This window comes from Wolbachia endosymbiont (group A) of Apotomis capreana, assembly GCF_964027025.1.
Lineage (GTDB): Bacteria > Pseudomonadota > Alphaproteobacteria > Rickettsiales > Anaplasmataceae > Wolbachia > Wolbachia pipientis.
This window is the reverse complement of the sequence record NZ_OZ034721.1, coordinates 1,153,935-1,168,954: the sequence shown is the minus strand read 5'-3', so window position 1 is coordinate 1,168,954 and position 15,020 is coordinate 1,153,935. Positions and strand designations below refer to the sequence as shown.

At 36.0% G+C, this 15,020-nt stretch carries 14 protein-coding genes and 2 pseudogenes; 7 read left to right on the top strand and 9 right to left on the bottom strand.

Going from position 1 to position 15,020, the window contains the following annotated elements; genetic code table 11:
• The first annotated feature begins 117 nt into the window (after positions 1 to 117).
• Positions 118 to 666, top strand: a complete 549-nt coding sequence (rsmD, locus tag AAGD50_RS05890) for a 16S rRNA (guanine(966)-N(2))-methyltransferase RsmD (protein ID WP_264723975.1) — start codon at positions 118 to 120, stop codon at positions 664 to 666.
• On the opposite strand, the gene AAGD50_RS05885 is transcribed toward rsmD, so the two are convergent.
• From AAGD50_RS05885 to AAGD50_RS05875, 3 genes are read right to left on the bottom strand one after another with little or no spacing between them, the layout of a single operon-like run.
• Positions 663 to 947, bottom strand: coding sequence for a hypothetical protein (locus tag AAGD50_RS05885; RefSeq protein ID WP_265024467.1), 285 nt, complete (start codon positions 945 to 947; stop codon positions 663 to 665). The genes rsmD and AAGD50_RS05885 overlap by 4 nt on opposite strands.
• A gap of 4 nt (positions 948 to 951) precedes the next feature.
• Positions 952 to 1,542 carry a COQ9 family protein gene (locus AAGD50_RS05880; RefSeq protein WP_341810030.1) on the bottom strand — a complete coding sequence of 197 codons (591 nt, stop codon included), beginning with the start codon at positions 1,540 to 1,542 and terminating at the stop codon, positions 952 to 954.
• 6 nt (positions 1,543 to 1,548) lie between these two features.
• Positions 1,549 to 3,102 (bottom strand): Mur ligase family protein, encoded by a 1,554-nt coding sequence (locus tag AAGD50_RS05875; protein ID WP_264723973.1) that lies wholly within the window; start codon positions 3,100 to 3,102, stop codon positions 1,549 to 1,551.
• 741 nt (positions 3,103 to 3,843) lie between these two features.
• Here AAGD50_RS05875 and AAGD50_RS05870 point away from each other — a divergent pair.
• The 4 genes from AAGD50_RS05870 (at position 3,844) to AAGD50_RS05855 (ending at position 5,828) form a co-directional block, all read left to right on the top strand.
• Positions 3,844 to 3,966, top strand: a complete 123-nt coding sequence (locus AAGD50_RS05870) for a hypothetical protein (RefSeq protein WP_007549233.1) — start codon at positions 3,844 to 3,846, stop codon at positions 3,964 to 3,966.
• A gap of 96 nt (positions 3,967 to 4,062) precedes the next feature.
• Entirely contained in the window at positions 4,063 to 4,410 is a 348-nt protein-coding gene (locus tag AAGD50_RS05865; protein WP_012673282.1) for a ferredoxin family 2Fe-2S iron-sulfur cluster binding protein, read from the top strand.
• A gap of 7 nt (positions 4,411 to 4,417) precedes the next feature.
• Positions 4,418 to 5,458, top strand: coding sequence for a hypothetical protein (locus AAGD50_RS05860; RefSeq protein WP_264723972.1), 1,041 nt, complete (start codon positions 4,418 to 4,420; stop codon positions 5,456 to 5,458).
• Complete coding sequence (locus AAGD50_RS05855) at positions 5,442 to 5,828, top strand: cytochrome c-type biogenesis protein CcmH (RefSeq protein WP_015589263.1); 387 nt, start codon at positions 5,442 to 5,444, stop codon at positions 5,826 to 5,828. The genes AAGD50_RS05860 and AAGD50_RS05855 overlap by 17 nt, the downstream gene beginning before the upstream one ends.
• Before the next feature lie 344 nt (positions 5,829 to 6,172).
• On the opposite strand, the gene AAGD50_RS05850 is transcribed toward AAGD50_RS05855, so the two are convergent.
• Positions 6,173 to 6,391, bottom strand: a complete 219-nt coding sequence (locus AAGD50_RS05850) for a transposase (RefSeq protein WP_065095234.1) — start codon at positions 6,389 to 6,391, stop codon at positions 6,173 to 6,175.
• A 41-nt stretch (positions 6,392 to 6,432) separates the two neighbouring features.
• Positions 6,433 to 7,246: pseudogene (locus AAGD50_RS05845) on the bottom strand (IS982 family transposase).
• Positions 7,247 to 7,379: 133 nt separating this feature from the next.
• Between AAGD50_RS05845 and AAGD50_RS05840 the strand changes: the two are divergent.
• Positions 7,380 to 7,652: pseudogene (locus AAGD50_RS05840) on the top strand (transposase); the annotation flags it as partial.
• A 395-nt stretch (positions 7,653 to 8,047) separates the two neighbouring features.
• Complete coding sequence (gene uvrB / locus AAGD50_RS05835) at positions 8,048 to 9,955, top strand: excinuclease ABC subunit UvrB (protein WP_264723971.1); 1,908 nt, start codon at positions 8,048 to 8,050, stop codon at positions 9,953 to 9,955.
• 212 nt (positions 9,956 to 10,167) lie between these two features.
• On the opposite strand, the gene AAGD50_RS05830 is transcribed toward uvrB, so the two are convergent.
• The 4 genes from AAGD50_RS05830 to AAGD50_RS05815 form a co-directional block, all read right to left on the bottom strand.
• A complete protein-coding gene (locus AAGD50_RS05830) occupies positions 10,168 to 12,831 on the bottom strand; it encodes a hypothetical protein (protein ID WP_341810029.1) in 2,664 nt (887 codons plus the stop codon).
• A gap of 33 nt (positions 12,832 to 12,864) precedes the next feature.
• On the bottom strand, positions 12,865 to 13,080 hold the full coding sequence (locus tag AAGD50_RS05825) for a hypothetical protein (RefSeq protein ID WP_264723968.1): 216 nt from the start codon (positions 13,078 to 13,080) through the stop codon (positions 12,865 to 12,867).
• Between the two features lie 276 nt (positions 13,081 to 13,356).
• A complete protein-coding gene (locus tag AAGD50_RS05820) occupies positions 13,357 to 13,548 on the bottom strand; it encodes a hypothetical protein (RefSeq protein WP_265024463.1) in 192 nt (63 codons plus the stop codon).
• Between the two features lie 2 nt (positions 13,549 to 13,550).
• The gene (locus AAGD50_RS05815; RefSeq protein ID WP_341810028.1) at positions 13,551 to 14,960 is read right to left on the bottom strand and encodes a hypothetical protein; all 1,410 of its coding nucleotides are present in this window, start codon (positions 14,958 to 14,960) and stop codon (positions 13,551 to 13,553) included.
• Positions 14,961 to 15,020 lie beyond the last annotated feature (60 nt).

Here is a 15,020-nt window from a genome sequence, read left to right as displayed (position 1 = left end):
CTTGTGTTTGTGTTTTTCTTACAAGCGACTCGATAGCTTCTCTCTATTAAACTGCTAAAGCCATATTGACATTAATCATATAGTATAAATAATTAATTATTTTGGAGCTTATTTAATATGCTACGCATCATTGCAGGCAAATATCGCGGAAGAAAAATAACTACAGGTAAGCATTTAGCTGCACGGCCAACTATGAGTATTGTCCGAGAAGCAATATTTAATATGCTTTCCTCAAGAAAACCTATTTATAACTTGAATGTACTTGATTTATTCTGTGGTAGTGGTTCTTTTTCATTTGAAGCGCTTTCTCGCGGCGCTAAACATGCATTTATGGTAGATTCAGATTATTACAATTTGCAATTGCCTAAAAAAACAGCAAAAGATTTTGGAATTACGGACAATGTTACGCTAATTTGCTGCAGTGCTAACTGCTTACCACAACCTATTTCAAAATGTGACATAGTTTTTATAGACCCACCTTACAATAGCAATCTAGTTGAATCAACGTTGAATGGACTAGCTCACTCAGGCTGGTTAAGTGATGATGCATTGATAATTCTAGAGATTAGGAAAAACGAAGGTTTTGAGTGCAATAAAGACTTTAGTATAATCTTGGAACGTATTTACGGTATAGCAAGAATAATTTTTCTTTCTCTATCAACTTAAACTTGTATATGCTTTTCATTGATGGGTTTCAGTTCTATTTCCGTCAAGCTTTTGAAGATACTACTTTCATAGTAGCCTTTTAGCTTAAAATTGCTATTAAATCCACGTTTCAACAAATATTCACGTGCTTCTTCAATAAATTTATTTTCTTTTTCTTCATACTTTTTTATACTACCGTTATCTTCACGATAAACTAAATGTTCTTTATGATCAGCATGAATATTTTTATTTTCACAAACCTTTTCAGGATCGTGCTCAAGTACTTTTCTACCAACAATCAATAGCTTATAAGAAATTTCCTATGATTCCTTTTAAGCGAGTTTTGAATTTTTGAAATGTCATGACATTGTTGATACGGTTATCAAGAAACGATAAAGTATCCGCAAAATCTTCTGAATAATCATTGATAAAAAAAAGTATCGTACTTAAGTACACTTCAGCTAATATTGCTCTTTTTGTATAGTAGTTAAAATCTGTTGATTGGTCATGAATGCCATACCAAATCGCACTAATAGTTCTGTATAAAAGTTTACTAGAAAAATATGTATTTTTTGGTGATACGGAGAATGATAAAACATTTTTTAAAAGTTCTCTATAATTCGGTAGCTTAGCATAGTTTGAAAGGTGTATTTGAATGGCTAACTTTACTCGCTCTCGCACTTTCATATCTTCTAAATTAGAATTCCTTAGTTCAGCTTCCATTGAGCTATTTAAGTCCTCTGCTATGTGCTCCAAAGCGCTATATATTCCATTCTGAAATTTGCAAAAGCTATTAGCTAGATTAAGGTCAGTGCACACCTTTAATAGGGTTTCATCGCTTATCCCTTCAAATGGAATAACCCTAATTAGCTTATCTATTATTAACTTTTGTTCCACGCAACATCATACTAAACAGCATGTGTGATTGTACCTGAGATTTTCAAACATTCTACAAAATGCTTCACCACGTTCCTCGAAATTTTTCCATTGATCAAAAGAAGCACACGCGGGAGAAAGTAATATTGTTACTTCTTCTGCGCTATTTAAGGCCTCTTCAAAAGCCAATCTGAATGCATCTTCTAGATTGCAACATTTAACATAATCTACTTTATTCTCCATAACATTTGCAAAAGCTTCGGTTGATTCTCCAATAAGAAAAGCTTTTCTAACCCTTGTAAAATGCTTGCTTAATGATTCTATTCCACCTTTTTTGCTTCTTCCACCAACGATCCAATTTATGTTTTCATAAGATAAGATCGCCTTTTCGCTCGATTTTGCATTAGTTGCTTTGCTATCGTTCACGAAAAACACATTTCTTATTTTGCCAAGCAGTTCATTCCTATGCCTCAGTCCTGAAAAGGACTTGATTCCATTGATAATAGTGTTGCTATCTACTCCAAGTACCTTACATACGGCATATGTGGCTGCTATGTTTTCTGCGTTGGATATTAGGTTTATTTTCACGTCGCTTACTGATAAGCTATGATTCTCTAATTTTAACGAGATCTTCTGGATCCCAGTGCCCCTTTTGTCATCCAAGTAGCTGACACTGGGATCCAGATAATTTCGATCTATACCAGTAATCTGTTCACTATAATCAAGCAAATTGTTACCTGCCAATGATATTAGATCTCTTGCACCACCCTCTGTCATCTGAGTAGTTGGCAATGGTTTTTCTTTTCTGGATTCCAGCGTCACGCGCTGGAATGACATCGGGGAATATGTTACTGAGATTGGAATTTTGTCTCCAGTGAATTTGTTGAATATATCAGCAGTAATCTCATTGTCACATCCTATTACGGCAACCTCACTACCGTTTATCAGTTTTAATTTAGTTGCTATGTAGTTCTCCATACTTCCATGCCTATCTATGTGATCTGGTGTAATATTGAGCAGTGCTGAAATGTCCACGTTAATTTCATTCATCAACTCCAATTGAAAAGAGGAGAGTTCGATTACATAAATTTCTGCATCTCTTTCTAGATCCAAAACAGGAACGCCTAAATTTCCACCAATAGCTACTTTTTTCCCTGCAGATTTTAATATGTGCCCTATTAGTGATGTAGTGGTTGATTTACCATTTGTTCCTGTGACGCCTATTACCTTCTGGTTCGTAGTTTTAGCTTCAAGAAATAGCTCAATGTCTGATTTTATTTTGCAATCAAATCTCCTTGCAAGTTTTACTATCCAATGTGGCTCTGTTGGCACTCCAGGGCTTAAAACCAATGCACTGATCTCATGCCAATTGTATTCCTTGGGATGAATAAAATTACATTTTTTATACATCATTTTTGCATTTGCTATTTGCTCTTCATGATCATCCCATGCATATATTCTTGCACCACTCTTTGTTAGAGCGTTAATGGCGGATAAACCAGTTTTACCAAGACCAAAAACCGCAACGTTTTGATTTTTGTATTTGTTTAGTTGCACTGCTAGATAACTTATGCGAACCATTTTATAAAGATATCGTACAAACTACAACAGACTTCTTGCATAGGTCACAACTGTCATTCAATAGAAACGAAAAAACTTACTTGACACCCTCCGCCAGTCCCCTTATCATGAAACTGAAGCTATTGTATTTGCTTTCGCCAATCTGCAGATTAAAAGGTAAGGATTACTTAATGTATCGGCGTCTTATGTTCAATTTTTTGCAGTATATAGATACTGTATGTCTTTACAAAACTTCATCTACATCTAGATTTTTATCTAAATAAGCTGAACGCGCTTATAAAGCGTTACAAGACATCAAAAAATGCCAATACTCGACAGAGATAGTAAAAGACTAGCTAACTCGGGGATTCTTTGTCTTTTTTTCTGCTTAGTAAATTTCTTAAACATTTGCAGCGTAGGTTAGTTGCAATTAAAAGCGGCTGAATCTCGCTTGTCAAGCGTTTAAAACATAAAAAACGCCAATATTTTAAAGCGGATAATAACCTCAGGGCTTCTTTTGCCTTTTTTTTCATTTAGTAAATTTCTTAATGTTTATAGCTAAACGACAATCGTCATCCCGCTACTTGTTAGCGGCTGAGATACCGCGAATGAATCGCGGTATGACGGTTCGCGACGGCGTGACGATAAGCTCGTTATCCCGCTGCTTGTTAGCGGCTAAGAGATACCGCGGCAGTATGACGGTTAAGTGGGGTGTCATCCCAGTGTCAGCTACTCGGATGACAGGAGAAGGAGGCTACTTGCATGACACCATTCTTTTTTCTGGATCCAAGTAATCAGGGCACTGGGATGACAAGAAGAGGGCACTGCCGTCATAAAGGAACCAGTGTCAGCTACTCGGATGACAACAAAGAGCTACTTGGATAACAAGAAATATAGGCACTGGAGTTGCAAAGAGTTTGCAAATATTAGTTATTACCTGTAGGATATAAAGAAATTAGTAAGGATTTTAATAGGAATAATATGCCATCTGTTACTTTTATTTTACCTGATGGGAGTAAGAAAAGCTATGAAGCTGCAGAGGGAGAAACTCTGCTCAATTTAGCCCACAGAAGTGATCCAGATCTGCTTGAAGGTGCATGTGAAGGTTCTCTTGCTTGCTCTACATGCCATGTAATTGTTGATCCAAAGTTTTATAATGCTGTAGAAATACATAACCCTATATCTGATGAGGAAAATGATATGTTAGACCTAGCTTTCGGCTTAACAGAGACGTCGAGGCTTGGATGCCAAATAAAAATCACAAAAGATATCGACGGCTTGTGTGTAACCATACCAAGGGGTACAAGAAACATATCATTAGATAAATAGGGGAATCATGCGTAAGATTTTTATCTATATTATCGTCTCTTTACTTTTGTTTATTCCTGTAGCGTATAGTGGTTTTTGGTATTTTTCTGCATGTAAGGTAAAAAATCTTTTAGCTGAAACAATACTATACATTAACGACGAAAAATTTGATATTTCACATGATTTTAGTGGATTTCCTTCTAACCTAATTTTCCGTGTGACAAACCCAAAATTTTCCAATGAGCAATTAACCATCTCATCTGATGCTTTATTGATAAAAAATAGATTGTTTGATAAATCAGTGTATATCTACATACCAAGCAATGAAGTCAATATTGCTGTTCATGGTGATGAGAAAAAGAATATAAAATGCCACACAAACGATAGCAGCCACTTTGTTGTTAGACTAAACGATTTACCATCTTCATTGCGATTCAACAAAAATAGTACCGTGATAGACTATATAGATACACTTCGTTACGAAGATTATGGATTAAAATGTGATGTTTTAGAAAATCAGCAAAGTGTTATAACTGAAGTGAATGATAAAAGCAATTACATTCAATTTCACCTCGATAAAGAACCAAGTGGAAATACTAAACTAGGATTTGATTTTTATACTTATCGGTATAAAAATACTGCAAGTCCTGAAAGTTACCTTAGTATCGACACTAAATTTGATTACGAATTTGTAAACCACATCTCAGCTTCCAGAATTAATTTCAACATAGAGAAATTTTTAATTCAAAGTAATAATTTTTCTCTTGCTGCAGATGGTGGAGTGCGAAATTATAATTTGGTTACGTCTTCATTTAAAGACAAAATCAACGTGGCTATATCAAATTATAAAGAATTAATCTCGTTTATGATTGGTGACTCAAAAACTTCAGATGCGTTTGAAAAATTAATGTCTTCCTTATCAGAAAAAACAACTGATGATGGCATTCAATTTTCAATAAAGTACGATGATGATGTAGGGTCAAGCTTTATTGGAAAGTTATCCACCACTGATTTTATGAACCAGCTCAGTAAAATAACCCAATTAACCAAGGATGAGAGCAGTAGTTAGTTTACTTTTCATATTGATATTCCACTCAGGCGTAAACGCTTTTACTCTGGATAATAAACTCAGAGATAAAAGCATGGAAAAACGAGCAACCAGTTTATTTGAAATAATAAGGTGTCCAATATGTTCTGGCGAATCATTGTCTGAATCTGGATCTCAGATCGCGTATGATATGCGAGAAGCAATTCGTAAAAAAATCAATGATGGATACACAGATGAAGAGATAATCTCAGAGTTAAAAAATTCTTACGGCAATTCAATTATAATCGTACCGCCTATAAAATCTAGCACTTACATTTTGTGGTTTATTCCACTTACAACTCTGCTTATTGGGTGTTTTTTAATACAAAGATACATCAATACAACCACTTAAACCTTTTATATATAGCTAAAGTGACTTAGGTTCTCTAATTGCACATAAGTCAACAATAATTTTCACACAAATCAAAACAGCATATCTTCTCCATAATCCTTGGTAATTTTACATAAGTTAAAAGTAGCATATGGTTCTCTCCGCGGTCTGAGATGACAATAAATTTGTCAAGCCGCATTATACTTGTTAGGCGGAAGTGGACGGCAACATGTTTACCACGAAGTCTAACTAAGTTCTTGCTTGTCCCTTCCATCGGCATTGCTATCTTTATTTTCAATAAAATTATTGTCCTATGCTCTTTTGATGTTTATTGATAATAAAATTCTGTTTTATCAACCAACATCCTATGCATAATTACAGCTAATTTTCTTGCTACTGCTACAATTGCTTTTTTCATTCCTTTTTTCTTCGCAACCCCAGTTTTTTAATTTAAATGTCCTCTTGGTAACTGTAAGCATTGTTTGTGCAGCTTCATATAACATACTTCTACATTCCGCTGGTCCCATCTTTGATATGCTGCCATGCCGATCAACTTCTCCAGAAGAATATTGCCTTGGTGTCAACCCTATATACCCCAGTTGCGGATTAGCCAACGAAGTAAAGCTTAGAAATGCAGCGGCTGCATGGAATATGAAACAAGCGTAGAAAAAATGTGTACCAAAAAATTTATCGGTGATCTGTGGCGAGTATGCTCAATCTCAAATTTGTTTTTCAGAGAGCCAAAAACTGTCTCAATAATCGATCTTTTTCTTAACAAAATCTTCTCATTTAGCGCCATTAATGAGTTTTTCATACCCTTTTTTATACTGGTTACAAGCTTTAACCCTCTATCGAATAATTCGTGAAAAAGATCTTTTTTGATATATCCTTTATCTCCAAACAATAATCCAGTCAATTTCTTAGTTAAATTTGGCACAGGTATCAACGTTGCCTTTTATCACCGTAACCCCTTGAATTTCGCCAGTTTCATTGATTACTAGATGTACCGAAAAACCACCCATAAGTAGTCTTTCCAATCTTTGCCAACCCTTTGAAAACTTTGTTTCTCGAGGTCCTTTTTGGATGGCAAACAGCGATAGATTATGTACGAAATCCCTGTCACTTTTGACTGTTCGCAAAACCATTGCATTAAGAGCGCTAAATACCATAAAACCCGCGATTTTAACCTGATAAACCTACTATAGGATGGCAATTTTGGAAACGCTGATTCGTATAATAATTTCAAATAATGCACATAGAAAATTTTAAAATTGTCGCACTTGATATAGCAATATTATGGTAAAAATCTCTGAATGCGTAATCTCTGGCGTCCTGGTTGGTTTTTTGCCACTTGGTAGAAGTTTTTCTGCAAAATTTTCATCGACTGTATTGCAAAAATCATCGACTATACAAAAGATTTCTGTTACTTTTTCTTTCATTGGTAACCTCCTATTTTAGGAATGAATATCAAATACCTCGGAGTTTACCCTATTTCCTTACCTTTTCTATTTTTTCTAATTTACAACTGGGGTTAGCAGTGCTGTGAGAATGGTTGAAAGCGCAAAAGAAAACCTCTCGGAAGTTAAAAATATACTGGTCGATGCAGGTTATACAGGAGAAAATTTTGCAACTCAAATAAAAACGATTATTGGAGCAACTGTAGAAGTAATAAAACGAAGTGAATTACATTCCTTTGCTGTATTGCCACAAAGATGGGTTGTAGAGCGATCTTTCGCTTGGTTAGAAAAATGCAGACGATTGTGGAAAAATTGCGAGCGAAAACTTAACACTAGCCTACAAATGGTCGTTCTTTCCTTCATTTCTCTTCTATTGAGAAGATTTTAAACAGGTTCTAAATCTTTATTTTAAAAATGTCATATTGACCACCGGTACCTGAAAATACTATTCCAATTGATCAGAGCTATCCATTTCCTTAATTTTTGTAACGTTGTCATAGGAGTACTATAACTTTAGTATCAACTATGTTTTATTGTTTTTGCATCTAAAAAAATTTAGCTTATTCAAGCAGCATTTTGCCTTTTTTTGGATGTAGGGATTTTTTAGGAATTGTCTTCTTGAATTCTATGGTATTTTGTTTAACATTGAAACAAGATTCCAGTGTCAGCTACTTGCATGACATTGTTGGTTAATGTTTTATGGCTTTACGATAGCTATACAACTTATCTTAAAAGCAATATAGTGTTTACTATACAATGAATCAAAGATAGTAAGTAAAGTCTATGGAATTTCAAATCGCTACACATTTTCAACCGGCTGGGGATCAACCACAGGCAATCGATAGCTTAATTGCAGGGCTAAATAGCAATAAAAGAGATCAGGTTTTGCTTGGAGTTACTGGTTCTGGGAAAACTTTTACTATGGCAAATGTTATTGCAAGGACAAACAGGCCTGCATTAATTATGGCACACAATAAAACTTTAGCAGCACAGCTTTATGAGGAAATGAAAGGATTGTTTCCCCATAATGCTGTTGAATACTTCATTTCTTATTATGATTATTATCAACCTGAAGCCTATTTACCACAAACTGATACTTATATCGAAAAAGATTCTGCAATTAACGAAAGAATTGAGATGCTGCGTTATTCCACCGTCTGCTCCCTTTTGGAGCGCAGGGATACGATCGTAGTTGCCAGTGTTTCCTGCATATACGGTCTTGGTTCGCCTGAGAGCTACCGCAGCATGATCATACCGCTTAGTGTTGGAAATAAAATTCGTATTAATGATTTCCTGAGCAACTTAACTGATCTTCAATACAAGCGCTCTGATGCCAGGTTTGAGAGAGGATATTTCAGAGTGCGCGGCGATATTGTTGATATATTTCCTTCCCATTATGAAAATAAAGCTTGGCGTTTATCGTTATTTGGCGATGAAATAGAAGAAATTTCTGAAGTTGATGCTATAACGGGCAATGTTACCAAAGGCGTAAATAAAATCACCATTTTTCCAAATAGCTATTACATAACCCCGCGTGAGGCTTTGTTGCAGGCAATTGAACTAGTCAAAAAAGAGCTGCATGAACGCTTGGATTATTACTACTCGCAAAACAAGATTGTTGAAGCAAAGCGCCTCGAGCAACGCACTAATTTTGATATCGAAATGATGAGAACAACAGGAATATGTAAAGGTATTGAAAATTATTCGCGTTATCTCTATGGAATGGAAGCTGGGGATCCACCACCTACTTTGTTTGAATATTTACCCAAAGACGTAATTTTATTTGTTGATGAGAGTCATGTCACCGTTCCTCAGGTTGGTGCGATGTACAGTGGTAATGAGGCGCGTAAAAAGAAATTGATTGACTATGGCTTCAGGCTCCCTTCCGCTTTTGATAATCGTCCATTAAAATTTGAAGAGTGGGAGGGAGTTAGGCCGCAGACTGTTTACATTTCAGCCACTCCAGGAAAGTATGAGTTGGCAAAGACCAATAATGTATTTATAGAGCAAGTTATCCGTCCAACAGGGCTTATAGACCCAATCTGCATTGTGAAACCAATAGAGAGTCAAATTGATGATGTAATTCACGAGGCACAAGTGACAATAGGGAAGGGATTTTGTGTTTTAATCACTACATTGACGAAAAAAATGGCTGAAAATTTAGCTGAATATATGAGTGAATTGAATATGAGAGTGAGTTATTTGCATTCTGATATTGCTGCGCTGGAGAGAATAGAAATTATATACAAATTAAGATCTAAAGAAATCGATGTTTTAGTAGGTGTTAACTTGCTGAGGGAAGGTCTTGATATTCCAGAGTGTGGGTTGGTTGCAATTTTGGATGCTGATAAAGAAGGATTTTTGCGATCGGAAACTTCATTAATTCAAACGATCGGTCGTGCTGCGCGTAATGCTGAAGGTAGAGTAATTTTGTATGCAGATAAAATCACTGGTTCTCTGGACCGTGCGTTAAAAGAGACCGAAAGAAGAAGAAAAAAACAAGAAGAACATAATATATTGCACAATATTATCCCAAAGACTATAATAAAACCTATATCAAACACCTTACAAGAGAGGGCAATAGCAGAACCGAAAGTAAATACTAATAAGGATGATTTGAGAAAGCAAATGTTAGCGCATGCTGAAAATTTAGAGTTTGAAGAAGCAGCAAGAATAAAAAAATTATTGTAAGGTTAAGTAATATATGATGCTATGGGCATAGCATGAAAGTGTAAATAATTTTATTGATATCTTTATATTAATACTTTTTAAACATTTAGTACCGTGCAATATCTGCAATGGATGAGAAAAACTAACACCAGTGCTTTCAGGGTCAGGGATTTTGGCTCCAACCCTAATAAAACACTTGGGTGGCTTAGGACGGTGGATTAGGTACAAACCGCTTATACAAAAATTTCTTCTTGCAAGAGTTTCTTGATCTTAGGAGAATCTATCTTAGAACTTAGAAGACAGTTATCACTAATTTTTTGATTACTAAAGAACTTGTGAAGTAAGCGTACTATCTCCTCAGGAGAACCTGATTGTACTTGCTCCTTCTCCTCAGGAGGAAGAACTGAGCACACTTGCTCTTTTGCTTCAGGAGAAGAAAGAAGTGAACACAGCCCCTCACTATCAACATAAAGTAAGTGTAGTAACTTCTCGTACCCAGGAGGAAAAAAGTTGGCGTCTAGCTTCTTCCTCATCTCAGGAGAAAGAACTTTGCGTAGTTCCTGCCTCTGGCTAGAGGTAAGAGATGCTTGCCTCTTTGGTCCACCTGGCACACCTCTATGCGTAGAAGAAGCCGGGTTTTTAAGTAGATTTTGAGCAGAATTTAATAATTCACTAAGCATATTTCCAAGTTTAACACCTATTGACAGGTTCTGCTGAGATGAATCACTAAACTCTTCAGTAAGCGGCGGTGACTGTCCCCGCTCAAGCGATCCTAAACCACTATCTTTAGAAATTTTAGAATTACGGTCCCCGGGCACATTTGGCTTGCTTACGGCATCTTGTGGCAAGGGTTCTGGAATACCACCATTCGTTTCAGAACGTAATACTCGTATTCTTGGTCTATTGCGAAATCCGCCATCATCTGGTTCAGTAACAGGAGAAGTCACTCCTGAGGGTGGATTATTTTTTGCTCTTCTTTCTGAGGCAGATCGTTTAGACAAAAGTGGTTTTTCAGTTACAGGAGTTTCAGGAGTACTTCGCGTTGTATCACGCCCTTCATCATGTCGCTTAAGGTTTACGCCATATTGCTTCTTAAAAGGTGAAGAGAGCAATTTTTTTATTTTTTGAACACCACCCCCATGTTTCTTCTCCGGAGATTCACTTTCTTGTGACTTTGCGTCAGAATACTCATCACTACTTTTTTGATCACTTTCATCAGTAACTTGCTGTTTTTCAGATTCCTTATTAGAAACCTCAAGATTTAAGAATGTTGAACTATCCCATGCTCTAAGAGAAGGAATCGATGATGATCCACAGGTCAAAGATGGCTGTAATTGATCACCAGTGGATTGACTTAGATCTATTTCCCCGGAAGATAGCTGTGATTGATCACCAGTGGATTGACTTGAATCTATTTCCCCCGGCACCAACTGAAACAGCCCCCCTTTTCCTTCCTCTCTTTCTGATCCTTGCCTGGGAGGCCTCTCTAACCCTTCACCACGACTTCGCTTGTGCAACTCCTGTTTCGGTGATGACAATTCAGTTAAGCCAGAACTTGGACCACCACTTGAAGAACCAGAATCCTTAAGTTGTGGAGGTGAATCACCAAGACCACTATCTCTATCTTCTTTAGATTCAAAAAACCTATGTCCAGTTTGTTCAGGCGGTGTTCTTGGTGGCTCAGGCGATAATAACCCATGCCGACTTCTAAAATTCTCAAGATTAACTGCAAATTCAAAATGTCCGTTTATTTGATTATATGCAATTGGAGACTGCATAATCACAGGAAGTAAAAGAGCAATCTGTTTATTAGAGAAAGCATATATTGATCTTCCAGTAGTGAATTGTGTACTCTCAGTTTTACCTGTAATATCACTTAAAACAATGTCACCTAAAATCTCGTAAAATTTTTTCTTAACCTTATATGCATCTTCCTCACTCAAAGGAACCACCTGACCATTTACTTCTACTAAAGGTATAAGAGCAAAACTATGACCACTCTTTATTTTGTCTTTATTTGTAAACACATCATATTCGTAACCTTCAATAAACTTTCCTGTTATTTTAAAAATTAAATCATTAATAGCATCTTTGCAATTTTCAACTTTGGAATCTATGTTGCCTGGAGTTTTAAAATCAAACGCTATTCGCTCTTTAACATATCTTACTATATCCTTGATGACATTAATGTCGGTAATATCTTTAATATATAACTTATTATCTCTTTGTTCATAAAAAATTGAACTATTATTAAAACCACATTCCTCCAATCTTGAGTTAAATGCTTTAACATATATATGCTTAAATATCCCAAGAAGTTTTGAAGGATTTTGATTCCCTTTCTCCTTAAAATACCTGTCACTAAAAGATATACAGTATAGATAAGGAGAAGATCTATCTGTTCTTTCTAGCTGCACAGACCTTCTCACACATTTTAAAGCTTCTTCCTCTGTCATTCCTGCCATTTTTTCTAGATACTCAATAGCTCTTGTTCCCACAAGCTGCTGAAACTCATTAGCAAAATGAAGCTTCAAGTTATGGATTACTTCACCATCCATAAGATTTGCTAGCTCTACTACTTTCACATTTTTATTTATAAACTTCCCTTTAAACTTCCCTTTTTTATTAAAACCGACATCAAAAACAAATGGAAAACAGTTTAAGTTATAGAACCCATCTGCTGCCTCTTCAGTACCATAGTGCCGATTTATTATCTCCTCTCTCACCTCCTTCAAATATTTCTTTATATTTGCATCACATCCAAATGAACTGACAATCTTATCATTTTTTCCTTTCGTTCCACCCTGCACAGTAAAATTAGTATAAATATTATCAGAAAAATAATTATTTAAATTAAACGCATTAACTAGTTCTGTTACAAAAATTTTTGTTGGCATAACCACTCCTATTAAAATTACTGTAAAATGATATTATTTATTATTACCTTTACTGCTACCGGCACCAGTAGAGCTACACTTATCCATTCGCGTATCAGGTTTATTACTTTCACGTTCCCGCATCTCTTTCTTATACTGCTCACGTATTTCCTTATTAGGACCGTTATATTTTTCATACCTGCTGCTTGGAATCCAAGAACCATCAGGTTGAGGTCCTGATTTGCTTTTTTTATCGTTATTACCATGCATATTAACCCCCAAGTAAAAATATTATGTAACCAATATACTAAAAATAAATTGTAGTGCAAGCACTTTTTTTTATATTTTTTAGTATAAATTTTATTCACTCTTTTTTCATAAAACTCGAGTTTCTAGATTCCAGTGTCACGCACTGGAATGACAAAAAAAGACGCTGAATGACACTCGTGTTTCTTTATGTCATACCAAATGCCCATAGGATATCATCCTAGAGCTATAACCATAAGACGTCATCCAAGTAGCTAACACTGATTCTTCACAATTTCATCAAAAACACTCCCTCTTAACATAAAACCCTACATTTATCAAACCTAATGCACATCCTGGATTCCAGACTGGAATGACAAAAGGAAGCACTGGCTCCTGGATTTCAGCATCCATTACTCGAATGATACCCTCCTTTGTCATCACAAATAACCCATAGGTGTCATCCCAGTACTGAGATCTAACTACCTCCATGATTATGTCTTTCCTACTGATTGACCTTCTACAAAATTATTAGCTTTTGGACCAGTAAGTTCTGATGAAACTTTTGCTTGAGCATTATTTACAGAACCTTCATTCTCAGCACCATTCCAAACACCCACTTTAAAATTGGCAAGTTCTTTTGCAAATTCAGCGCAAAGGTTATTCGTTTCTTGTTTATTAGCAGACTTGTTTATTGGTGCTTCTTCTCTTTTAACCTTGTCAAGGTCAGCCGCTTTAGGCCTGGTTGCATCAGTAGATTCAGGTCCTGGTACAATATTGCTAACATTACCACTCCTTTCCCTTTTCTGCTTACTAGAAAATTTTAAAGTGCTTTGAACAATTTTTGGCCCCATCTCCGTCGCATTCGTTGCAGGCTTCTTCGGTGGACACACCTCTTTCTTCGGTTCCTCCGGCTTCGCTTTTTTCTCTTCTTCTACTTTTGGTTTTGTTTCCTCGCGGTTCTCATTGTTTATAACCTCCTTAAATATAGAAGGCATTATAGGCTTTGGTAAAAGATCAAGCTCTGGTTTGCTCAGAGGGACTGGCCTTACAAATCCTGGTGAAATTTCAAAAAGGAAAACTGGCACTTTAGGTTTTTCTCTTTCGTCTAACTTGATTTCTACGTTTTCGCAAACTTCTTTATTTTCTTCCTTTAATGATGTTTTTTCTGCTTTTTTATCTTCTTTTTCTGTAGATGCCTCTACCGCAGCCGCCAACTCAACTCCAAACATCTCTGCGAACATTGTAACAATCCATCCGACAACGGCCATTTGTAACCTGAGTTTCAGATCTTGCAATGCAGTTAATCTTTCTAACGCCCTTGCAAACTCTTCTTCTGATAACTCACCACTGCCTGATTTTTCCTGCAATTCTTTTATCTCTTTGTCCAACCTCTGATTGAAACTTAAATCGCGTGCAAAAATCTTCTTGATTAACTCCTTAAGCTTATCACGGAAAAACTTAATTATCGAAAGAAGCCAATTTTTTTCTTTCTTCTCCTTGAGCATTTGGTAGATTTTCGGATCATCTACATCTACTTCAAAAAGGTTGAAGAGAGATTCAAAGAAATTCCAGAAATCTCCGAGTACTCTTCCTTTTTCACCAGTGAAGTAATCCTCATCATCACCTTCTCCGATATGTAGCTCTGCTTGAGATGAGATTTCATCGATACAACTAGAAGCCTGACGCTCACACTCGAGCCTCCTGAGCAAATCTTGTCTGGTGAGCTCCTCTATGGCTGCTTTTAGTTCATTTAGCTTCTGCTCTGCAGAGAAATCTTGCTCCCTGATTTTTCCTTGGAAGATCGAGCTACCGTTTCCGTTATTATCTGAAAAATTTTCCATTATTTTTGCCTCCTCAATAAAATTACTGCCTTTGTTGTTACCTGAAAAGCTTTCCACCATTTTTACTTCCTTCATAAAACTTAATAATTTAATTCTACAGTACTAAATATTTAAGAACTA